The organism is Arcanobacterium pluranimalium (assembly GCF_016907845.1).
GTDB classification, from domain to species: Bacteria; Actinomycetota; Actinomycetes; order Actinomycetales; family Actinomycetaceae; genus Arcanobacterium_A; species Arcanobacterium_A pluranimalium.
In genome coordinates this window covers 91,583-114,922 of record NZ_JAFBCS010000001.1, presented here as the reverse complement: position 1 = coordinate 114,922, position 23,340 = coordinate 91,583, and the positions used below count along the sequence as shown (strand labels likewise).

Here is a 23,340-nt window from a genome sequence, read left to right as displayed (position 1 = left end):
AAGCTTAAATTAAGCGACACCTGTCGTTTAGGAAAAGGGTCCCGAAAGTCCTAGATTGGTGAAAATTTTGTATGTTTTCGCAGGTCAGGAATTCATAAGTGTTATTTTGCGTAAATGGTCTGATTGGGTAATTCCTTGGCGGTTTCTGTGGTAACGCAGATCTCATGAAATTCTTGGATGGGTATGGGAATAATATTGCACATATGAAAGTTGAGTGAAGTAGACTCAAGAATTGATAAGTCTATTGGACACAACTTCAATTGGGTGCAAAACTTGAGAAGTATCAACAAACAGAACTTTCGAACACCTCATATTACGAGGGGTTCACATATAAAAGGAGACAACAACAATGGCACGTGCAGTAGGCATTGACCTTGGAACAACCAACTCGGTTGTTACCGTTCTTGAAGGTGGCGAGCCAACCGTTATTGCAAACGCTGAAGGCGCACGCACCACCCCATCCGTCGTCGGCTTCTCCAAAACGGGCGAAGTGCTCGTGGGAGAAATCGCAAAGCGTCAAGCGGTCACCAATGTGGATCGCACTATCTCCTCGGTAAAGCGTCACATGGGAGATAACTCCTGGAAACTCGATATCGACGATAAATCCTACAATGCTCAGCAGATCTCAGCTTTTATTCTTCAGAAGCTCAAGAAAGACGCTGAGGCATACTTGGGTGAGCCCGTTACCGATGCAGTGATCACTGTGCCGGCATACTTCAACGACGCTCAGCGTCAGGCAACTAAAGATGCTGGACAGATTGCTGGTTTGAACGTTCAGCGCATCGTTAACGAGCCGACGGCCGCGGCGCTTGCTTACGGCCTTGAAAAGGGCAAGGAAGACGAACTCATTCTCGTCTTTGATCTCGGTGGCGGCACGTTTGACGTCTCCCTGCTCGAAGTGAGCAAGGATGCCGACGACGATTTCTCCACCATCCAGGTGCGCGCCACCTCGGGCGACAACGAACTCGGTGGCGATGACTGGGATCAGCGCATCGTTAACTGGCTTGTTGAGCAGGTCAAGAACAACTACGGTGCAGACCTTTCGAAAGACAAGATTGCACTCCAGCGTTTGAAGGAAGCCGCTGAGCAGGCAAAGAAAGAGCTCTCCTCGGCAACCTCCACGAATATCACGCTACAGTACCTGTCGATGTCCGAAAACGGTCCAATCCACTTGGATGAGAAGCTCACGCGTGCAAAGTTCGAGGAAATGACGAAGGATCTCCTCGAGCGCACCAAGATTCCATTCCAGAAGGTTATCGACGACGCCGGTATCAAGCTTTCCGAAATCGATCACGTCGTACTCGTTGGCGGTTCGACCCGTATGCCAGCCGTTACTGAAGTTGTTAAGGAACTCACTGGTGGACGTGAGCCGAACAAGGGCGTCAACCCAGACGAAGTAGTTGCTGTTGGTGCAGCTTTGCAAGCAGGTGTTATCTCCGGCGATCGCACCGACGTGCTGCTTATTGACGTCACCCCACTCTCACTTGGAATCGAAACCAAGGGTGGAGTGATGACTAAGCTCATCGAGCGCAACACTGCTATCCCGACGAAGCGCTCGGAGGTGTTCTCTACCGCTGAGGACAACCAGCCAAGCGTTCTCATTCAGGTTTACCAGGGTGAGCGTTCCTTTGCTCGCGATAACAAGTTGCTCGGCACTTTTGAACTTTCGGGTATTGCTCCAGCTCCTCGTGGCATGCCACAGATTGAGGTCACGTTCGATATCGATGCCAACGGTATCGTGCACGTAGCTGCAAAGGACCGCGGTACTGGCAAGGAGCAGTCTGTGACCATCACTGGTGGTTCGGCTCTCTCGAAAGAAGACATCGAGCGCATGGTTAAGGAAGCAGAAGAACACGCTGCTGAAGATGCTAAGCGCAAAGAAGACGCCGAGGTGCGCAACACTGCCGAACAGCAGGTCTACTCGATCGACAAGCTCATTGCCGACAATGCAGACAAGCTTGACGATGCGATAACCACTGAGGTCAAAGAAGCAAACGATGCACTGCGCAAGGCTCTTGAAGGCGACGATCTTGAGGCAATCAAAAAGGCACAAGAAGAGCTGAATGCCAAGTCGCAAAAGATCGGCGAAGCCCTTTACGCTCAGGCTCAAGCTGAGCAGGCTGCAGGCGGTGCGACGCCAGGAAGTGAAGGCTGGACTGACGCAGCTCAAGCTGCTAAGAAAGCTGGCGAAGACGACGTCGTAGATGCGGAAATCGTGGACGAAAACGATCAAAAGGGCAAGAACTGAGCTTCTTGAACGCGATTGTGGCTGAGTGAAGCCCCGTGCTGATGCTCCATGCTCAACACAAATCTTCACGCTGTGGTGGCGCACGGCCGATGGGCGGTGCGCCACCAGCCGCAAGTGGAAAAGAACCAGGAAAAGCCAGATTGGGATCTCATAGATGTTGAAATCGCACGGGTATTGAGATCTCGCAGGTAATGGCCAGAACGTGATCGAGATAGATTTAGGTAAGGAGCCACGATGACTGAGGAAAATCTACACGACAACCGCGAAGCTGAGGAAACTCCGTTAACTGAAGCGCAAGCTGGTGAATCTGCGCAGGTGAACGAGGAAAACTTGGGCTGTGAATGTGAGCGGGAATCTGCAGGTGAGGAAAACTCCGCCGAGGAAGAATCGCAGCAGGTTGAACTGTCTGAACTTGACCAAGCTTTGCTTCGCATCACCGAACTTGAGGATGAAGTAGCACGTCGCAAGGCTGATCTGTACAACTTGCAGCAGGAATACAGCGGGTACGTCAAGCGTGCTAAGGCAGATGCGGTCAACCAGCAAGCATTTGGAGTGTCAAAGGTATTAGAAGCGCTCATGGGAGTGCTTGATAATGCCGATTTGGCACGTCAGCACGGCGATCTTGAAGGGCCGGCAGGCGCGGTCGTTTCAGAACTCGAAGCAACCCTCGAACGCAATTTTGGACTCAAACGTTTCGGCGAAGTCGGAGAAGCATTCGATCCAGAAGTGCACGAAGCACTCATGCATCAGACCTCGGAAGATGCGGAAACTGAACACGTTGCCCACTTGATTCAGCCTGGATATCGGCAAGGTGAAAAAATTCTGCGCCCGGCACGCGTGGGAGTCGTTTCGCCACAGTAGGAGGGTGAAGCTTAATGGCAAGTCAAGATTGGATGCACAAGGACTTCTATGCCACTTTGGGCGTAGAAAAATCTGCGTCACAAGACGAAATAAAAAAGGCGTACCGCAAACTGGCGCGCAAGTATCATCCCGACCAAAATCCGGGTGATAAAGTAGCTGAGAACAAGTTCAAAGAAGTTTCTGAAGCTTTTCAAGTGCTTTCGAATGAGCAAGACCGCCAGCAGTACGATGCGATTCGGACGATGTCTGGTGGGGGTGCGCGTTTTTCACCTGGTGCTGGCGGTGCCGGCGGCTTTGAGGACGTTTTCTCCTCGATGTTCGGCGGTGGGAATGTTCGATTCAACACCGGAGGTGGCACTCCAAATCCGGGCTTTGAAGATATCCTTTCTTCGATGTTTGGCGCTGGCGCACCAAAAGCGGATTCACACAGTGGTTTCGGTGGCTTTGGCGGCTTTGGATCGCGGCGTCGCGAGCGTGGCGACGACGTTACCACCAGTGCGTCTATCCCGTTGCGTGACGCAATCGGCGGCACCACGGTTTCGGTGACGACGCCGTCGGGCAAAGTGACTGCACGCATTCCCGCAGGTGTGACTGACGGACAAAAAATCCGTATTAAAGGTAAAGGTCAGCCAGGAATTAACGGCGGTGAACCGGGCGATATTCTTATCAAAGTCGCGGTGGAACCTCATCCCGTCTATGAGCTGCGTGGCAAAGACGTGTACGTCAATGTGCCGGTGGCTTTTGATGAAGCGGCCTTGGGAGCAACGGTTGATGTGCCAACCCTTTACGGAGAGACTGTACACGTCAAAGTGCCTGAGGGATCTTCTTCAGACAAAACGCTGCGAGTGCGTGGTCGGGGAGTGCAGCCCACAAAAGGCGAGGCAGGCGACATGTACGTCCGCTTGAAAGTAGTTGTGCCCAAGAAGATGTCGGACGAGACGCGTGCAGCCGTTGAAGCGTTTAGAGATGCTTCAGAGGGTGCTGATCCCCGAGCCGAATTCCAAAAAATGGCTGAAGTGTAAGGCTGAAGTGTAAATCTAATCGGAAACGATAGAATTTATATTGAAGTGGGATAGATTAAGTTCTGAGAGGAGGGGCGATGGCTAAGGTTTCACGCAGTGCGCCAATATTGACGGTATCGGTTGCTGCTGAGCTCGCTGGAATGCACCCGCAAACCGTGCGTCAGTATGATCGGCTCGGGCTTGTGGTAGCTGGGCGAACCCGTGGTGGTGGTCGTCGCTACTCTTTGAACGACGTCGATAAACTGATTGAAATTCAGCGTTTATCTCAAGATGAGGGAATCAATCTGTCTGGGATATCGCGCATTTTGAAGCTACAAGCCGATGTGGAGCGCTTAACTGAGCAGCAGATTCGTCTTGAGAAACAACTTGAGCGAGTGCGGCAATTGGGCGAGTTTATGCGTGATGAACTCGAGCGGCAAAATCGGCGCGAACGGCGCGTTTTTGCAGCTACTGCTTCTGGTGATGTGACGATGGCCGAGCGTATGGACCTTTTGCGCCGCGCGCTTCGCAGGCAAGCTACTAGTAGCGAAAATCAAGATGTGGTGATCTGGAATCCACGTAATATGATCGTTTTGCCTGATGAATCGCTATAACATCGCGGAGTGATAAGAGTTACTTGCCAAGCAGGGCACGGCACGAGGAGAGTCTGGGTGAGAAGATGAATCGCTTAGAATCACACGCTACTGCCAATACTGCGCGTCAAGCTGCGGTGCTCGTCTTGCTGTCCAGTGGGGACGGCGAGACGAGCATTTTGTTTACCGAGCGTGCCCGGAGTATGCGTTTTCAAGCTGGGCAAATTTCTTTCCCTGGCGGTTCGCGTGATGGTGTGGAATCGGCAGAAGAAACAGCTGTGCGAGAGTGCTTCGAAGAAGTGGGAATCAACCCGGAGCAAGTGAGTATTCAAGGCCGACTCCCAGAAGCGATATTGCGTGGCAATCTTTTTCACGTGGTGCCAGTGCTTGGCCGGTGGCGTGCGGATATAGCGTCTTGCAGGCCGAATAAGGATGAGGTGGAGCAGATTCACCTCATCTCGGTGGACGAACTAACTGATCCTGCCAATCGCTGTACCTGGCATTTTGCAAATGAACAGGCCAAAACTGGCAAAGAATTAGTGCACAGCGGACCCGCTTTTGTGGTGCGTGACCTGTTTATTTGGGGTTTGACGGCCGACATCACAGATGCACTTTTGAAGTTAGCGGGGTGGGAGCTACCCTGGGATCGCGAGCGATTCGTGCCGGTTCCGCCGCGCTTTTTGGGAGCTACGACTGGCCTAAATCCAAAATGATCGGAAGGGAATCTGCTCGGCAATGATGGCGTTTGTTCACCACGATGACGCGGGCGCAACCGCATCAATCGCCAATATCGAGAAAATCTCCAGGCTGCTCAGCAACACCGCTGGCCACATAGCTGCCAAAGCGAGCTACTTTCGTCAATTGCCAGCCTTGGGCTAGACCGTTGAGTGTTCCTGCAATAAACGCTTCGTCCACGCCGCAAGTGTTTGCAATATTGCATTCGAACGTGCCGATGAGTGCGACGTCGTGATCAGGCTCGATAGCTGCGGCGCCGGAGCCAAAGGAGTGGATGAGATACCACAGAGAGCTGGCCCTGGCGTGAGTGCGCAGAGAATTGAGTTTTTCTGCTGTGATGGCATTGATTGCTTCGCGTTGGGATACCACGATGCCATAAATACCAGCAATAATGCCATGAGTATCAGCATTTTCGCCTCTTGCGCTGATTTGCTCAAGTTCTGAAGCCGAGTGCGCAGCGAGTACGACTTTTACCTGCTGGGTATCGACGAAATCATGCCAGGCAGGGAAGTGTTGGTGCAGGTGGGTGAGTGCTTCAATATCTGCTACGAATACGAGTGCATGAGTGAATTGCTCGGGAGCCAATTGGGCGGAATTGATGAGTTCCTCTGCGTCAATATGCGTGCTAGCAATTCCTAAGGCATGCAAATTTCGTTCAATATGACTGGTATTTAAGGCGTCACGGCTGGCGTCTTGAGCGCCGGGAAGTGTGGGAAGTGTATGCAAAGCCTCGCCTGCCGCGTGGGAGTTCGCGGTTGAAATCAGATAAATAGGCAAGAGGCGATGCTTTGGTGGTGTTGATGATGAATTCATAAGACCCCCATTTAGCTGTGCGTAATATTCCCAAAGCAATCAGAATAAAACGAGTGTATCAGCAAATAAGCGCTTATGTTATCCGAGTTATCGCGGTTAATTATGCCGATTCGATTTCAATTGCCGCTATTGCTGCTTGGGCAGCTCGACGCGCAGATGTAATATCCTGTGCTCGAGCTGCGGCAACGGCCATGCGACGGCCGGGGTGAGCGTGTGGTTTGCCAAAAATTCGCACGAGCGCGCAAGGGTCTACCAGGGCTGCTTCGATGCCTCGGTAGCGTGGGTTTGTAACGTCAGCCTGAGCTTTTAATGGTGCCGACGCCGCTGGGCTAAGTAGCGTTGTATCGATTGGTAGCCCAAGTATCGCGCGAGCGTGGAGATCAAATTCGCTTTGCGATTGTGAAGCTAGAGTTACGAGACCGGTGTCGTGTGGGCGAGGTGAGAGCTCGGAGAAGAATACGTCGTCGCCTTTAATGAAAAGCTCAACGCCAAAGATTCCTAAAACCGGATAGTCTTCGTGTTGGGATTCTTCGGCTAGGGCATCAATAACTCTGCCTGCGATTTCTTTCGCTCGCTCGAGCGCGAGTGGACTCATAGGCTGTGGTTGCCACGACTCTACGTAATCGCCGTTTTCTTGGCGGTGGCCAATTGGCGCGCAGAAACTCGTTTGGATTTTGCCGTTTTCGAGGTGGCGCACGGTGAGCAGTGTTATTTCGTAGTCGAAATCGATCTGGCCTTCTACAATAACTCGGCCAGTGTTGGCGCGGGCGCCCGCGCACGCTTCATCCCATGCAGCTTCTAGTTCTTCTGCTGTTGTGACGCGAGATTGACCGTGACCAGAGGAGGACATCGTCGGCTTGACGAAGCATGGAAAACCGATTGCCTTGGCTGCTTCGCGAAGTGACTCGAGCGAATCGGCGAAAGCGAAGGTGCTGGTAGGGACGCTTGCTTTGTTGGTAGCAAGGGTGCGAATACCTTGGCGGTCGAAAGTGAGTTGCACGATTGTGGCCGAGGGGGCTACCCGAATCCCGTCCTGAGCAGCCTGAGTAAGTGCCTCGACGGCCAATTTTTCCACTTCGGGAACAATGAGGTCTGGTTGCGTCTCGTTGATAAGCGTGGTGACGGCGTCGGCGTCAGTCATATCGATGACGGCGGATTGCGCAGCAACGCTCATAGCAGGCGCGTTTCGGTAGGTATCGCAGGCGATAACGTGGCAACCAAGGCGCTGAAGTGAAATGGTGAGTTCTTTGCCGAGTTCTCCGCTTCCCAGGAGGAGGATACGGATAGGTAAGGTGAGCGGGAAGTGTGCTGCATGAGAAGTCATACTTATATTTTACTTTTGACAGGCAGAGCGTGTGTTGTGTCCGAATATTGTTACGGTTTTGTCTCACATAGAAAATTTTGGACCAACGGATCGGAAATATTTCTTTAAGATTTTCAGTAATCGCTTTAATTTTCATCAGTGTGAATATAGCCTTATAACGTGCGATGATGCACAGTCACGATTCCCATACGGACGCATTAAAGGGGAAAATATGCGTAAGAAGCTAATGCAACTTGCGGGGCTAACTGTCGCTGCAGGTTTAGTTGTCCCATTCGGAACAAGCATTTCAGAGGCCGCGCCAGTAGGGTCATACTCTACAGGGGCATCAATTGTGATCAGTGAAGTTTACGTGCGTGGTGGTAGTAGTGATGCTAGATTCCGTGATTACGTTGAACTATACAATCCAACAGATAAGGATATTTCGCTTGATGGAATGTCGATTCAATACTTCACTAAAGACAAGCTCAGCAGTAGTAATTCCTTCGCTTTACACGGCAAGATTGCTCCAAAAGGATATTTCCTTCTTGTTGGAAAAGCAGGGAATTCTGGCACTGAATCTCCTTTGAAAGCAGATCAGGAAACTACTCTCAACGCTTCAGCAAGTGCAGCGACAATTGTGCTTGCACAGGGGACGCAAGCACAAACGTTATTTGACGGAGACCAGAGTGCAAACACCGGCGTAATCGATACTTTCGGTTGGGGAGCTACGAAATCCTTTGAGGGGAAGGCACACAAGGCACAAACTGCTGGAGGAACTTCCTATCAACGTGCCGATGGTGGCATTGACACAAACGACAACTCGGTAGATTTTTCGGTTAAATCAGCAACTCCGCAGTACAGTGGCGGCGATGCTACTGGCGCATCGGGAAACAATGAACCAAAAGATCCTAGTTCGGGAAATACCGATTCTACGAACTTGCCTGTTGATATTCAAGAAGTCACGATTGCCCAAGTGCAGGGTGCGGGAAGCCAAAGTCCGTTACAAGGGCAGAAAGTCAAGACGCAAGGTATTGTTACCGGAGTCTACCCTACCGGAGGGTTCGACGGAATATATATCCAAACGCCTGGTACTGGCGGCAAGAATGACGACGGCGTTTCGGACGGTCTGTTTGTATACAGCAAAACTCTCGCCCAAAGTGTGAAAATTGGAGATTACATTTCTGTGGTTGGTGAGGTGAACGAATATTATAGTCTCACGCAATTAAAGGCTATGAGCTGGGAAAAACTCGAGAAAACTGCAGAGGTTGTGGATCCAGTTCCGGTAGTCATCGATGCTGCGCCTACTGAGGAAGCAGATCGTGAGGCGCTTGAAGGCATGTTGATCGCCGTAACTGGAACTCATACCGTTACCAACAACTACGACACTAACAAGTATGGACAAGTGGGTTTGGCGATTGGTGCCGAGCCGTTGATCCAACCTACCGAGATGTTCAATCCGAGCGAAAATCCTATTGGCTTCAAAGCAATGAGCGAGGCGAATGCGAAGCGAAAAATAACGTTGGACGACGGATCTAGCTGGTCGTATTTTGGCAGCAAATACAAGAATGATTTGGTGCCGGTTCCATACCTCAACGTCAAGGATCCACTTCGAGTTGGTGCTCACGTGACTTTTAAGAAACCAATGATTTTGGATTTCCGGTATCAGTGGAATTACCAGCCAACGGAACCTGTGAACGTGATGGGTGCTGATGATCCAAACTCGTATGTGGACAATTCTAAGGATTGGATTACAATCAGCAACAATAAGCGTCCTGCGGCTCCTGGAAACTTTGGTGGAGACGTAACGGTATCGTCATTCAATGTTTTGAATTATTTTGTGTCGTTGGGTGCGCAGGAAGCCAAGTGCCAAGGCTGGCCTGATCGTAAGGGCGAACCTATTACCGCGAATAAATGTAGCGTACGAGGCGCCTACACTGAGGCTGCGATGAAGCGTCAGCAGACGAAGATCGTGGCGGCGATTAATGCTCTTGATTCAACGATCATCGGACTTGAGGAAATCGAGAACTCGGCGAAATATGGAAAACCACGTGACACCGCCTTGGACAACTTAGTTCGAGAACTCAACAAGGCTGCTGGTTACGATAAATGGACGCGGGTAGCGTCGCCGTCGGCAGTACCTCAGTCCGAAGACGTTATTCGACTTGCCTATATTTACCAGAGCAAAAACGTGAAGCCAGTGGGAGAATCAAAGATCCTCATTGGAAATGAATTCATCAGTGGCTTTGCTCGCGAGCCTTTGGCTCAAGAATGGCAAGGTGTAAATGCTCGTGGTGAAGGATTCGGGCAGACCTTCGTGACGGTTGTTAATCACCTGAAGTCAAAGGGATCGCAGGCAACTAAGATTCCTAACGATGTCGATAAGGGACAAGGAAAGAACAACCTGCTTCGGGTGGAGCAAGCTAAGGCGATGCTTGCATGGGTCGAGCAAAACTTCGCGCAAAAACCAGTGTTTATCTTGGGTGATATGAACTCCTACACGGAAGAAGATCCACTTCGCACCATTGAGAACAAGGGATATGTAAGCATTGCAAAGAAATACAACGTCAAGAACCACTCGTATCAGTTCAGTGGTATTATTGGCTCACTCGACCACGGTTTCGCCAACCCGGCTGGGGAAAAGATGCTGGTAGGAGCTGATGTTTGGAACGTCAATGCAATGGAGCCAGCGGCTTTTGAGTACTCAAACTACAACATGAACGTCAAGGTCAACGATCTGTTTGATACTACGCCATACCGGTCTTCCGATCATGATCCGATCAAGTTTGCTCTCAAGCTTGGGAAGGTAGCAGATGTTCCAAATGCCGACGACGCAACCCAATGTGTGAAGCCAATGGGGCACGTATCTAAAGTGTTCCCGAATACCAAAGCAATTGAGGACTGGGGTAAGAAACATCCAAACAATAAATTTGGGATGAAGAAAGCGAAGAAGAACAATGGGGTTGCAACCCATTTCTGCGGTTTCACTCCAAATTCACCCGTGAAGTTCTACTTCTACACGGATGCAAAGCTCATCGGTGAATCAACGACGACGGCAACTGGAGAAATCGCATTTGACTTTGCTGTTCCTGCTGTCGCTGAGCCAGGTCTGCACTATGTGGTTGCCTATTCCGAAGTGGATTCGTCGGTAGCTGCGATGCAGGTACTCGTTGAACCAGCGACTGCCGCAGGAGCTGGTGGAGCTGACGCTAGTGCTACCGGAACTGCCGGTGTTGGAGGTTCAATGAGCGGGGATGGCAATCGACTTGCCACCACAGGTTCCGACAATTTGACGATTGCACTTAGTGGCATTGTGCTGGCGCTCGTTGGTGCAAGCCTTGTGAGCGGAATCGGATTTGCCAGAAGAAAGAAGTAACAGTGTAGGTGATTTCAGCGATCGCTAATTGTTAGGGGAGCACTTCAAAGGAAGTGCTCCCCTAACTCAGTTAACAAAGCCACCGTTATTTATGCGCGACCTAGTGATAGACCTACTAATACCTTTTGGTACGTGCGTGTTCGTTATACACGCGCGTGAACGGCGTCTTCAATTTTTTGACCGGTGGCGGCGTCGATGTTCTTCCAGTAAGTAAATGCACGCTCACGAACTACACTCGACGCTTTGACCAACATGTCGGCAACAGTTTCAACCAGATCAGTGACCTCTTCGGGGGTGTAGACTTCGCGTACAAGGGTTCCGGCTTGTGTGAAATCGTCGTCGTCCTCACGTAGCGTGTAGGCAGCACGGATCATCTCGCCGTCGGCCTCCCATGAGTTTTCCACAGTCCCTTCGAAGTCCGAATAAGGTTTTCCGTAGGAATTAGGAGCGTAAGTAGGATCTGAACCGTTGTGGTGATACGCCATTGGTCCGTCCTGCTTATAGGTGAGGACAGCGGCGTTCTTTGGTTGGTTAATGGGGAGCTGATCGTAGTTCGGCCCGATGCGGTAACGCTGGGCATCCGCATAAGCGAAGACGCGTCCGAGTAGCATCTTGTCGGGCGAGAAACCGGTTCCAGGCACGAAGTTCGAAGGGGCGAATGCTGCTTGTTCGATCTGTGCGTGATAATTTTCCGGATTCTCGTTGAGTTCGAATTCACCCACGTCAATCAGCGGGTAGTCATGGTGCGACCACGTCTTCGTCAAATCGAATGGGTTGATGTGGTAGGTTTTTGCTTCCTCATAAGGCATGATCTGGACTGAGAATCGCCATTTCGGGAAGTTCCCTTCGGCGATCGCCTCGAAGAGGTCGCGTCGATGGAAGTCTGCGTCGACACCAGCAAGCTCTTGTGCCTCGGCGTTCGACAGATTTTCGACTCCTTGTTGGGTGTGGAAATGATACTTGACCCAGAATCTTTCTCCGCTTGCGTTGATCCACATGTAGGTGTGTGAACCGTATCCGTTCATGTGACGCCAAGACCGTGGCAAACCGCGCGGCCCCATAAGATAAGTGACCTGATGTGCGGATTCAGGATTGTTAGTCCAAAAATCCCACTGCATGTCCTCAGACCGTAGACCAGAGTCTGCAGTGCGCTTTTGTGAATGAATGAAGTGCGGGAACTTCATTGGGTCACGAACAAAGAATACAGGCGTATTGTTACCTACAATGTCAAAATTGCCTTCATTGGTGTAGAACCGCAGAGCAAATCCTCGAACGTCGCGCCAGGTGTCTGGTGATCCGAGTTCACCTGCAACAGTTGAAAATCGAGCGAGCATGCGCGTCTCACGACCGGGCTGGAAGAGATCCGCCTTGGTGTAATGCGAAACGTCGTGGGTAACACGGAAGACGCCGAACGCTCCCGATCCTTTGGCGTGTGGGCGGCGTTCAGGAACGGATTCGCGGTTGAAGTGCGCGAGGTTATCCACAAGATGAACGTCATGAAGAAGGAGTGGTCCCAGATCGCCTAAAGTAAGCGAATTTCTATCAGATTCTGCTGGGGCGCCGTTGTACATCTGGGAACCGGTTGAGCTACCGATGTTGTTGCTGTTCTTTGTCATTTTTCCTCCTCATTAGTCAACGTTCGAATAACCTTTCTAACGTTTTTGGATCATTTTCAAATTATCGAATTTGGTTGAGGTAGGGGAGGGATTTAGGTGAGAGCTGAATTAGAAAATATTCAGAAAAGCAGTGACGCGTATAACCTTCATATCTATCAAATTATCCAAAAAATTTAATCTCTTAACTGTATGCTGGTGGCGATCTTTGTATTTAAAGGAGAAAATATGGCAACGGTTCGTAGGATTATTAGTGTTCCAATAATTTTCTTGCTGGTCTTTGGAACATTTATCGGAATTGATTCTTCTGCTTTTGCCGCAAGTGGCATTAATGATCTCCGAATTACCGCGTCAGGACCAGCTCAATCGGTGGCACAGAACACTGCCACCTATAGTGTTTCTGTTACGGCAGTAGGTAATCCTAGTGGACCGTCCTCACCTGCAGATGGTGCCGTTGTAAAGCTTCAGTTCCCAGGAGGAACGAACGCCAAAATTCCGACCGACTGTGTCGCTAGTGGTGGTGCTACTTGTCCAAGCGATTGGACTTTGGACGCGGCAAATTCTCTGATTACCGGCACTATTGGTAGTTTGCCCACCAACGGTAAAATTGATTTTACTTTCTCAGACACCCTTCCCACGGCATCTTCAGCTTCAATGACGGCAACTATTACGGTACCGGCAGGTATGACGGATCCAGATACTAATACCAATACTTCTACCGTAAACACGGCAATTCCTACCGGCAATATCAGCGTTATTGGTACCGCGGCAAAGACGACAGACCCCGCAACGACGTTCATAGATTCAGTGACTACCACTGGGAGTGCTCCATGGATGGACAGCACTGTATGGACTGTAACCATTGCTAATAATGGACAATTTGATGCAGTGAATGTTAAAGGTCGTTTCACTTTAGAACCGTCATATGCTACTGCAACTTTTGATCAGAATTATAGCTGCATTGCCGGCGGTTCGGCAGTCTGTCCTCCCGTAACGATATCGACATTTTCTTATGGCGATGCGACGTTTACAATTCCTAAACTGACGCCAAGATCGTCAATTACCTTGACGTTTACCTCTCATAATAAAACTGAGTATTGTGACTTAGGCAATATTGCTGTCGGTTTACGAGGGACGGTTACTGCCGATGGGTACGTGACAAATAATTACTGGAAAAATGCCCAGTTGAACAAGCCTTGTCTTTATATTAATGGTGTGACCACAATCGCTCCTGCTTCCAATCCGACGTCTGCGCTGGCGGATGGAACGGCGCTACAAGCTGGACAACCTTACGTTGTTACTTGGACTTTGACGAATAATTCAGGAGTTGATGCGACCAGTATTATACCCAACCAAGCTATATATGTTGGTGATCCGGCAACTAATACCGTGACGAATCTGAACTGTGCATCTACTGGCGGTGCTACGTGCCCAAATGTTCCGCCAGTGGCATCTAATGGAACGAATCAAGTAGGAGTTCTTGGTTACGTATATTACACAGATGGTGTTCCAGTGGATATGCCCGCTGGCTCTACTCTTACATTCACATATACAGTCACTCCCAACTTAGGCTGCGGAACTGCAAACAATTGGACAATCCAATCCTATGTATCAGGTAATGGATACAGGTTGCAACAGCCGGTGAAAACGCCGCGTAACGTGCAAGCGCAAACGTGTGGGATTATTGATATGAGCGTCTCTGCTGCGTTGGTAAGCGATCCAAGCACGCCAATCGTTGCAGGCCAAGTGATCAAAGAAGGTGAAAATGTTCTCTATACCGTGACGCTTACAAATAATTCTGGCGTTACCGCTAATAACGTATTGTTGGGAAGCAAGTATCGAGATCTTTGGAATTGGGCAATTGGTGTTGATGGCTCCACGGGAGCTGAGCCTGTCTGCGTTGCTACTGGCGGAGCCAACTGCCCGACGGTATGGCCATCGAATCCAACTACTCAAGTTAATTCGAACTGGTTGCCTATACCGAGTGATCAACCTGTAGAAATCGGTCAAATGCCAGCTGGCTCTTCGATTAAAGTGACGTTCCAGCTCAATCCCAGTTCGAAGTTGTGTAATATTCAAGATCTTAAGCTGAACAACCCAACTTTTACTTTTAGTGCGGACGCATTCCAGCCACTATCCGTGTGGTATCCGAATGCGGCTAAATTGGATGCGGGAGCCTGCGTTACATACGCGATTGATACAACCTTAGCCATGGCAAAAGATCCAAGCGTGGTATTGAATCCAAACTCTATACTGGGCTACGGCACCGACTTAACTTCTACAATTACCTATACCAACACCTCGAATCTTACAGCGACGAATCCGACACTTGACGCAGTAGTACTTGATTGGTTTGACGTCGCGTCGTGGCGTGGTCCAATCACCTGCCAGGCAAAAGGTGGTGCTACCTGCCCGGATGTATCCCAACTATCGCTCCCTGCGGACGGAATACCTCTGGGTCAGTACCGGATTATTCAAAGTCTGGAAAATTCTGGTGGTCTTCCTGTTCCAGATATGCCAGCAGGTTCTTCTTTGTCATTCACTTTTGGGTTTACATGGCAACCAAATTCGACTCAATCTCTCACGGATTTTGTGATATCTTCTACTGCTAACGCTGATTCGATGGCGCAAAGTGCTCAAGGGACCGCGCAGTTTCAAAATATAAACTTCGATTTGGTGTCCACTTTGGGTATTCTCAACGCAGACGGAACACCAGCGCCTAACTCACTTCCAGCAAACGCGCCGGTTGTGTTAGAAGGAACGATCGTTAATGGAAAAGGTTTAGCGATTAGTGCAGATGCAGTATTCCAGTTGCCATCTGCTCAGAACTTTGTTTTCGATGGCGTAGATAAGATTGAATGTGTTCCAAACGCCGGCGGGGTGTGCCCTACGTTCACCTACGATGCGATAACTAATCAGGTTAGAGCATCATTTGGGAATATCAATGCCGAGCCTTACAAGATCCGAATTCATGGAAATACGGGAGTTGTGAAAGCTGTTTCGGCCGCGGCTAGTTTGACTGCAAATTCAAATGGCATATTCGCATATGCAAAAGAAATCAATGCTGATTCCAATACTGCGTCGGTAACTTACGGGATTGACAATGTCCAAGTTAATTTCTCTGCTTCCTATGTGGTGAAGACTATTGACCAATACGGAACCGTTACAGCAGGCCCGCCAGTAGATTTAACTTTGACTGGCAAGGTTCACTGCGTGGCGCAGGGAGATTTTGCTTGGTCAATTCCTGCAGCCAAGGGTTCGGAAACCACGTCGATGTGGACAACGCCGATTTGGACTCAAGACACCTGTGCTTTCCAGCCGGATATGAATGGCTTGCCAGCAGGATATGTTTGGGACAATATCACCGTGGTTTCACAGGGAACTAGCGGAGGAAGCACCCCGCTTGAGGTGGACAAGAGTGAAACCGTGCGCATCGATGCTGTCATTCGAGAGCTCCCGTCGGGTTCTGTAACCGTTAAATATGTCGATGCAGAAGGAAACGAGATTGCACCTTCTGTTACGGACACCGCAGGTGGGACTATCGCTGGGACTCCTTATGATGTTACAGATCATAAAGTTCAGGAGATTTCTTTTAACGGACGTGACTATGTGCTGTCATCATCCCCAGTTGACAATGAAATAGGGGTAGTTATTCAAGGAAGTACCGTAGTCACATACGTGTATGATCTGGTGCCACTTCCAGTCGATATACAAATTCCTCCTGGTAACAATGAGGCTCCATCGCCAGTTCTCGCTGATTCTGAGTTACCCTTGGCTAAGACTGGTGGAACTTTAGGTGCGGCGCTCGGCGTCACTCTTGCTCTCCTCTTTGCTGGGTTTGTAGGACTGCTAAGTAAATCTCGCCGTCGCGAACTTTGAGTTTCTTACCAAAGAAGGATTAGACAATTCGATATAGGAGTTGTAGCTACGTTCCGTGGGGGTGTCACCGCTTTGTTGGTGACTCCCCCCACGGGCATAATGGCATTTATGACCAGATCAATCAAGATACGCCCCGCTCAACCAATGGACGCTGAGGAAATTGTTCAGCTCGCACGCCCGTACGATGTTACGTTCGATGCGCATAAGCTAGAATTCTCCTTTGCGCTACCAGATTCCTCTGCGTATTGGGTTGCGCTCGCAGAAGATGACGGCGCGATGGCGGATAATGATGCGATCGGCGTCGTGCATATTGTTGGATTCATTGTGGCGCGGGCACTCGGCCCAAATCAGCCACGACTAGTTGGCGCTGACTGGTTCTTGACCGATAATAATCTTGACTCGAGCGAGGTTATTGTGGCGACCATGCGCCTTCTGGAAGTGGCTCTTGGTGATATGCCTGCCTTATTCACGGTGCCGCAGAAAACTTCGCCGGTAGTCTTAGAAATTCTTTCGTCTCACGGGTTCCAACGGACAGGTGAAACTACCTCCAATTCTCATTGTCCGCAGTTGATAGAGCTCATTCGCTGATGACTAACGGTACTTTGTTAGATGGGGTAAGTATGCTCGGCGACGGAAGATATGCACCTTCGCCCTCGGGAATTTTACACGTGGGAAACCTGCGCACGGCGCTCTTGGCGTGGACGTATGCTCGCAGCTCGCAGCGTGGATTTCTGCTGCGCATTGAAGATCTAGACGGCCGTTCACGCCCGGAATTTGAGGCTGCGCAGTTACGCGATTTATCAGAATTGGGCATTGATTGGGATGGTGTGCCAATCCGGCAGTCTGATCGCGTCTCGATTTATGCGTCGATTACTGATGCACTGAGCGCCCAAAACTTAACTTTTGAATGTTACTGCTCGCGCAAGGACCTAGCCGAAGCCGCCAGCGCTCCTCACCATGAACTGGGATTTTATCCGGGAACGTGTCGTGATCTGAGCGTGCAGCAACGAGCCGAACGACGTTCTCTCACCGGCCGCGCTCCGGCGATTCGCCTGCGCTCCGAGGCGGTGAGCGTGGCTTTCACAGACGAAAACTACGGCAGACACAGCGGGCATTCTGACGACATCGTTTTGCGGCGTGGCGATGGAACATACTCCTATAACTTCGTGGCGGTTGTGGACGATATCTTGGGTCAGAGTACCGATCCGAGCCCGTTAATAGCTAGTGTTTCCGCTGGTAATGGCAATGCTGGCGAGGGAGTTGGAGATAGGAGTGGTAGCGGCAACGAGAAGCGTCCAGATGCAAGAGCCTTGTTAACGCCGCAGGTGACACAGATCGTGCGTGGAAATGACCTGCTTTCGTCCACGCCTCGCCAAATTTACCTGCAGAAATTGCTTGGATTCGAACCTCCGCAGTACGCGCACGTGCCGCTCGTCGTGAATCACGACGCCGTTCGTCTCTCGAAGCGCGACGGTGCGGTTACGCTGCCACAACTTCACGAACTGGGCATATCGACGTCGCAGTTAGTGGGCATGTTCGCTGAGTCGCTGGGATTCCCAGCAGTAGGCTCTGCACAAGAGTTTCTCGAGGTCTTCCAGCCAGAGCACATGAACAAAGAGCCGTGGGTTTTTACTGAGCCGAATGTTTAGTGTTGCTGCTGGTGTCGGCCGCAATGGCGAAAAATTGTGCGTTGGTGAGCGATGCCAAATCCTGTGCTCGCAGTGCCACTGATAAGTTTCTTTTCCCGCCGGAAACGAGGATTCTTTCGTGGATGAGCGCTGATTCGTCGATGAAAGTTGGGTAGAGTTTGCGCTGGCCAAGGGGAGAAATCCCGCCGGTCACGTAACCGGTAATCTTTTCGGCTTGAGCGGGGTTCATCATCGCCGCGTTTTTTGCTCCGGCGGCTTTTGCCAAGGCTTTCAAGCTAAGTTGTGACGACGCCGGCACAACGGCGACGACGGCACGCCCGTCACATTCGGTAAGCAAGGTTTTGAAAATACGCGCGGGCTCAATGCCGAGCACTGCGGATGTGTCGAGCGCATATCCATGTTCCATCGTGGCTGAGTGTTCGTATTCGAAAAGTTCATACTTCACGCCTGCGCTGTTGAGTGCTCGAAGTGCGGGAGTTCCTACTGGGTTGGACTTTTTGGCCACGTGCCGCCACCTTTCTTTTGTTTCTCGAACACTGCACATGAACATGCAACACTACACACAACACTGCACATAACACTACACATGTTGAGTGTTGTGTTGAGTGTTGTGTGTAGTGTTCGGTCACGTTGGCTGCATGGAGAACTTCATAGCAACGGGGTTACGTCACATCGCATCTATACCCAAATCCCTTCCGCTCCCGATCTGACACAACCTCCCATTTGCCCTGTTTGTGGACGCAAACCAGCTTACCTATCGACATGCTAAGTTGAGTGGAATAGACTCAACTATTATTGCGTTACATTGAGTGAATATTGACTTACATCAACAATCAGGAGAACGTCATGGACAAACTCACAACTAAATCACAGGAGGCGCTCGCGCAAGCGATCCAGAGTGCCTCCGCAGCAGGAAATCCGCAACTCGAACCACTCCATCTCCTCGCAGCTTTGCTCAAGCAAACGGGAGGTGTGGCAGTTGCGTTGCTGGACGCCGTCGGCGTTGATCGAAACGCAATCGCGGAACGTGTGCAAGCGCAGCTCACTGCGCTACCTGGAGCTTCAGGGTCTAGCGTGGCACAGCCACAAGCTTCCCGTAATCTCTCGCAAGTGCTCAACGACGCTGGTCAAGAAGCCAGTGCGCTGGGTGATTCGTTTATTTCGACCGAGCATCTTCTCCTGGCAATTTCTAGCTCGCACAGCTCGGCAGGAGATATTCTGCGCAGTGCCGGTGCAAACCGTGATCAGTTGTTTGCTGCTCTGCCCTCGGTGCGTGGCTCTGCAAAAGTGCAGTCTCCTGATCCGGAGGGCACTTTCAAGGCGCTCGAAAAATACGGCACAGATCTCACTCAAGCTGCTCGTGAGGGAAAACTTGACCCAGTGATTGGCCGCGATTCCGAGATTCGCCGAGTGATCCAAGTACTCTCGCGGCGTACGAAGAACAATCCAGTGCTGATCGGTGAGCCGGGCGTTGGTAAAACTGCGGTTGTTGAAGGGCTTGCGCAGCGTATCGTGGACGGCGATGTGCCTGAGTCTTTGCGTGACAAGCGCCTGATCTCGCTCGATATCGCAGGCATGGTTGCTGGAGCGAAGTATCGTGGCGAGTTTGAGGAACGCCTTAAGGCGGTGTTGCAAGAGATCAAAGATTCCGACGGCGAAGTGGTCACCTTTATCGATGAGCTCCACACGGTGGTCGGCGCAGGTGGAGGTGCTGAGGGTGCCATGGATGCGGGTAATATGCTCAAGCCGATGCTTGCCCGCGGCGAATTGCGACTCGTTGGTGCCACTACGCTCGATGAATACCGCGAAAATATCGAGAAAGATCCGGCGCTTGAGCGTAGATTCCAGCAAATTTTCGTTGGTGAACCGTCGGTCGAGGATACGATCGCTATTTTGCGTGGCATCGCACCTAAATACGAAGCGCACCACAAGGTGACGATTTCTGACGGAGCGCTCGTAGCTGCGGCAACGCTCTCTGATCGCTATATCTCTGGGCGCCAACTTCCCGATAAAGCCATCGATTTGGTAGATGAGGCGGCCTCGCGGCTGCGTATGGAGCTAGACTCTTCGCCTGAGGAAATTGACGTGCTCCAACGGCAGGTAGACCGCTTGCGGATGGAGAAAGCTTATCTGGAAGAGACCGATTCGGAAGACGACGCCGGTGCAGCTGAGCGTCTTGAGCGCTTGGAAGCCGAGTTGGCTGATAAATCTGAAGAGTTGGCTGGGCTCAACGCGCGCTGGCAGGCCGAAAAAGCTGGTCGTAACAAAGTGGGCGATTTGCGCGTAAAGCTCGATGAATTGCGTACGGAACTGGAAAAAGCTATCCGTGAAGGGCGCTATGAAGATGCTGGACGTATCCAAAATGGAGAGATTCCACAGGTGGAGCGGCAAATCGCGGAGGGTGAGTCTGAAGAATCTCAGGTTACAGACGCCGTGCCAATGATTGCTGAGCGAGTAGATGCAGAGGGTATCGCTGAAGTGATTGCTGCCTGGACTGGTATTCCAGTGGGTAGGCTCTTGCAAGGTGAGACGGAGAAGCTTCTCGATATGGAGAGCTACCTCGGCAAACGCCTCATTGGTCAAGATAGTGCGGTGCGTTCGGTGTCTGACGCGGTGCGTCGCTCGCGCGCTGGCGTGTCCGATCCGAATCGCCCCACCGGCTCTTTCTTATTCCTTGGTCCGACGGGTGTGGGTAAAACGGAACTGGCAAAAGCTCTCGCAGATTTTCTTTTCGACGACGAGCGCGCCATGGTTCGTATCGACATGTCTGAGTACGGTGAGAAACACTCCGTAGCACGCTTGGTGGGTGCTCCTCCGGGATACGTGGGTTACGAAGAAGGTGGGCAGCTCACGGAGGCAGTGCGGCGTCGTCCTTATGGTGTGGTGCTGCTAGATGAGGTCGAGAAAGCGCATCCGGAAGTGTTCGATATACTTCTCCAGGTGCTCGACGACGGACGCCTTACGGACGGTCAGGGGCGCACGGTTGATTTCCGAAATACGATCTTGATCTTGACGTCGAATCTTGGATCGCAGTTCCTCTCTGATCCTGAACTTGGTGTGCAGGAGAAGAATTCGGCGGTGATGAGCGCTGTGCGTGCTCATTTTAAGCCCGAGTTCCTCAACCGTTTGGACGACGTGATTATGTTCGAGCCGCTGACGATTGAGCAGCTTGGGAAGATTGTAGATTTGCAGGTTGCGCAAGTGGCGCAGCGGCTTGCCTCGCGCAGAATTTCGCTTGACGTGCTGCCGGCGGCGAAAGATATTCTCACTGTTGATGGTTATGATGCAGCTTTTGGTGCCCGCCCATTGCGTCGGTTGATTCAACGCGAAATTGGTGACCAGCTTGCCCGCATGCTCTTGGCTGGTGCAGTACAGGACGGCGATGCCGTGGTAGTTGACGCCGCAGATTTTGACCTGAGCGATTTTGAGAGTGTCGCAGGTGGTGGGAATCGTATTGACGGTGTTCATCAACGGTTAAAGCTCAGCGTGCAGAAGTGAATAAGTGGGTGTGTCGCTAAAGTCCTAAGGATTTCTTTCCGGTGAGATTATGATGGGAGAGATCTAAGGAGTTGAGCTGTATGGAGCACCATGAGCATTTAGGCGAACGCCAGCATCCCGGCGGGAATCAGGGGCATCCAGGTGAACGCCGAGCTCATCCAATCGTGCGCGAAATCCGGCACGATTTGAATGAGAAACCGTTTATCGCGATCTGGGAGGTTACCAGAGCGTGTGGGCTTGTGTGTGCACATTGCCGAGCCGAGGCGCAGCGTCATGCTGCGCCCGGCCAGCTCACCACTGAGCAGGGGAAAGACTTGCTGCGTCAACTTGCTAGTTATTCGAAACCTCTGCCGCTCGTCGTCCTTACTGGTGGAGACTGCTTCGAACGTGACGACCTCGTTGAACTGGTGCGCTACGGAACTGAACTGGGGCTTTCGATGTCGATTTCGCCATCCGTCACTCCTTTGTTCACCAAGGAACGCCTAGTTGCCTTGCGGGAGGCTGGCGGTAAGGCGATGTCAGTGTCGATGGACGGCGCAACTGCTGAAACGCACGACGCTTTCCGTGGCATCAAAGGCACTTTCGACAAAACTGTAGAAGCTACGAAAATCATCAATGAGGTGGGGTTCCGCTTGCAGATCAACTCCACCTTGACCCGCGGAAATATCAAGGAAGCGCCGGCTATGCTCGCAAAAGCGATCGAGTTGCAAGCCTTCATGTGGTACATATTCATGCTGGTACCAACTGGGCGTGGTGCTAATTTGAACATGCTTTCGCCGCTCGAGCGAGAGGACGTATTGCAGTGGTTACACGATGTGTCGGATCGGATTGCGATTAAGACGACGGAGGCGCCGCAGTATCGGCGTATTGCTTTCCAGCGTGCGCGAGCTGCTGAGACTGGGAATGCTTTGCCTGAGCATGGAGAGCTGTATTATTGGCTGACGCAAGAGACGACGCGTTTATTGGGAGCTACTCCGGAAAAGACTCGGGTTCCGCGCACGCCGTTGGCTGTTAATTCTGGCTCGGGGTTTGTGTTTATTGACCATGTTGGGGATGTGTATCCGTCGGGATTTTTGCCGATTCATGTAGGATCGGTGAAAGAAACGCCGTTGGCGCAGCTATATTCCGATTCGCCGGTAATGCGGCAATTGCGCAGCCCTGAGCTTTTTGGTGGGAAATGTGGAGTGTGCGAGTATAACCACTTTTGTGGCGGGTCGCGCTCCACGGCTTACGCCCTGACGCGCGACCCACTTGCTGCCGATCCATCGTGTGCGTATATACCTGAGGGTTACGCAGGTGAAATGCCTGCTACGTGGTGAGGATCCGCTCCTCGCGCGAGCCGCAGGAAGGCCACATTAAACGCGAGAAAGAGGAGCTCGGCGAGCAAAGGAATCGTTAGTTCGTTAGCGTAGTCCCGCAGTAGACCGCCCGTGCTCGGAAGTGCGGTGAGTTTCGTTAACGCAAAGATTGCTCCAATTGCAAAGACGATAATAGCTGCACGAAGTGCAATAACAATTCCGATTGCATAAATCTTGTGCCGAGTCGAAATAAGAGCTGTGCATATTGCCAGGACTTCTAATGCGATAATGGCGATACCTAGTGGCTGTGTGAGCCAATGGAGTGGGCTTTTTGCAAGCATGTAGAAATATGCGAACGTTGCTAGAGCTAGTGAGGGAATGATTCGACTGGCTATATTAAGTGCGGATGCTGCCGGCCGTTGTGAACTGATGTAAACGTTGTTGAAATTATTGTGCGTCATTGCTTTCTCGCTCAC

Annotated in this window: 16 protein-coding genes; 11 read left to right on the top strand and 5 right to left on the bottom strand. The window is 51.2% G+C overall.

Annotated features, from left to right (window positions below; translation table 11 throughout):
- Positions 1-349 precede the first annotated feature (349 nt).
- From dnaK to JOD55_RS00475, 5 genes are all read left to right on the top strand, one after another.
- The gene (gene dnaK, locus JOD55_RS00495) at positions 350-2,248 is read left to right on the top strand and encodes a molecular chaperone DnaK (RefSeq protein WP_204397636.1); all 1,899 of its coding nucleotides are present in this window, start codon (positions 350-352) and stop codon (positions 2,246-2,248) included.
- 234 nt (positions 2,249-2,482) lie between these two features.
- Entirely contained in the window at positions 2,483-3,109 is a 627-nt protein-coding gene (locus JOD55_RS00490; protein WP_204397626.1) for a nucleotide exchange factor GrpE, read from the top strand.
- Between the two features lie 14 nt (positions 3,110-3,123).
- Positions 3,124-4,131 (top strand): DnaJ C-terminal domain-containing protein, encoded by a 1,008-nt coding sequence (locus JOD55_RS00485; protein ID WP_204397624.1) that lies wholly within the window; start codon positions 3,124-3,126, stop codon positions 4,129-4,131.
- Positions 4,132-4,208: 77 nt separating this feature from the next.
- Positions 4,209-4,724: a heat shock protein transcriptional repressor HspR gene (locus JOD55_RS00480; RefSeq protein ID WP_204397615.1), complete on the top strand. Its 516-nt coding sequence runs from the start codon at positions 4,209-4,211 to the stop codon at positions 4,722-4,724.
- 65 nt (positions 4,725-4,789) lie between these two features.
- Complete coding sequence (locus tag JOD55_RS00475; RefSeq protein ID WP_204397613.1) at positions 4,790-5,416, top strand: NUDIX hydrolase; 627 nt, start codon at positions 4,790-4,792, stop codon at positions 5,414-5,416.
- 64 nt (positions 5,417-5,480) lie between these two features.
- Here the strand turns inward: JOD55_RS00475 and JOD55_RS00470 are convergent, their stop codons facing one another.
- Both JOD55_RS00470 and purT read right to left on the bottom strand, forming a co-directional pair.
- Positions 5,481-6,251 (bottom strand): carbohydrate kinase family protein, encoded by a 771-nt coding sequence (locus tag JOD55_RS00470; protein WP_204397611.1) that lies wholly within the window; start codon positions 6,249-6,251, stop codon positions 5,481-5,483.
- Between the two features lie 100 nt (positions 6,252-6,351).
- Positions 6,352-7,575 carry a formate-dependent phosphoribosylglycinamide formyltransferase gene (gene purT, locus JOD55_RS00465; RefSeq protein ID WP_204397609.1) on the bottom strand — a complete coding sequence of 408 codons (1,224 nt, stop codon included), beginning with the start codon at positions 7,573-7,575 and terminating at the stop codon, positions 6,352-6,354.
- Positions 7,576-7,786: 211 nt separating this feature from the next.
- On the opposite strand from purT, the gene JOD55_RS00460 reads away from it, so the two are divergent.
- Positions 7,787-10,927 carry an ExeM/NucH family extracellular endonuclease gene (locus tag JOD55_RS00460; RefSeq protein WP_204397607.1) on the top strand — a complete coding sequence of 1,047 codons (3,141 nt, stop codon included), beginning with the start codon at positions 7,787-7,789 and terminating at the stop codon, positions 10,925-10,927.
- Positions 10,928-11,070: 143 nt separating this feature from the next.
- On the opposite strand, the gene JOD55_RS00455 is transcribed toward JOD55_RS00460, so the two are convergent.
- Complete coding sequence (locus JOD55_RS00455) at positions 11,071-12,543, bottom strand: catalase (protein WP_239538920.1); 1,473 nt, start codon at positions 12,541-12,543, stop codon at positions 11,071-11,073.
- 225 nt (positions 12,544-12,768) lie between these two features.
- On the opposite strand from JOD55_RS00455, the gene JOD55_RS00450 reads away from it, so the two are divergent.
- From JOD55_RS00450 to JOD55_RS08980, 3 genes are all read left to right on the top strand, one after another.
- Positions 12,769-16,419, top strand: coding sequence for a MucBP domain-containing protein (locus JOD55_RS00450; protein ID WP_204397605.1), 3,651 nt, complete (start codon positions 12,769-12,771; stop codon positions 16,417-16,419).
- 108 nt (positions 16,420-16,527) lie between these two features.
- Complete coding sequence (locus JOD55_RS00445; RefSeq protein ID WP_204397603.1) at positions 16,528-17,007, top strand: GNAT family N-acetyltransferase; 480 nt, start codon at positions 16,528-16,530, stop codon at positions 17,005-17,007.
- Positions 17,007-18,068, top strand: a complete 1,062-nt coding sequence (locus JOD55_RS08980) for a glutamyl-Q tRNA(Asp) synthetase (protein ID WP_239538919.1) — start codon at positions 17,007-17,009, stop codon at positions 18,066-18,068. The genes JOD55_RS00445 and JOD55_RS08980 overlap by 1 nt, the downstream gene beginning before the upstream one ends.
- Here JOD55_RS08980 and ybaK read toward each other — a convergent pair.
- A complete protein-coding gene (ybaK, locus tag JOD55_RS00435) occupies positions 18,049-18,573 on the bottom strand; it encodes a Cys-tRNA(Pro) deacylase (protein WP_338022166.1) in 525 nt (174 codons plus the stop codon). The two genes, JOD55_RS08980 and ybaK, sit on opposite strands and share 20 nt — an antisense overlap.
- Before the next feature lie 341 nt (positions 18,574-18,914).
- Here ybaK and clpB point away from each other — a divergent pair, with 341 nt between their 5' ends.
- Together clpB and JOD55_RS00425 are read left to right on the top strand one after the other, a co-directional pair.
- A complete protein-coding gene (gene clpB, locus JOD55_RS00430; protein WP_204397592.1) occupies positions 18,915-21,566 on the top strand; it encodes an ATP-dependent chaperone ClpB in 2,652 nt (883 codons plus the stop codon).
- 80 nt (positions 21,567-21,646) lie between these two features.
- Complete coding sequence (locus JOD55_RS00425) at positions 21,647-22,885, top strand: TIGR04053 family radical SAM/SPASM domain-containing protein (RefSeq protein WP_204397590.1); 1,239 nt, start codon at positions 21,647-21,649, stop codon at positions 22,883-22,885.
- Here the strand turns inward: JOD55_RS00425 and JOD55_RS00420 are convergent.
- Complete coding sequence (locus JOD55_RS00420) at positions 22,855-23,340, bottom strand: hypothetical protein (RefSeq protein WP_204397588.1); 486 nt, start codon at positions 23,338-23,340, stop codon at positions 22,855-22,857. The two genes, JOD55_RS00425 and JOD55_RS00420, sit on opposite strands and share 31 nt — an antisense overlap.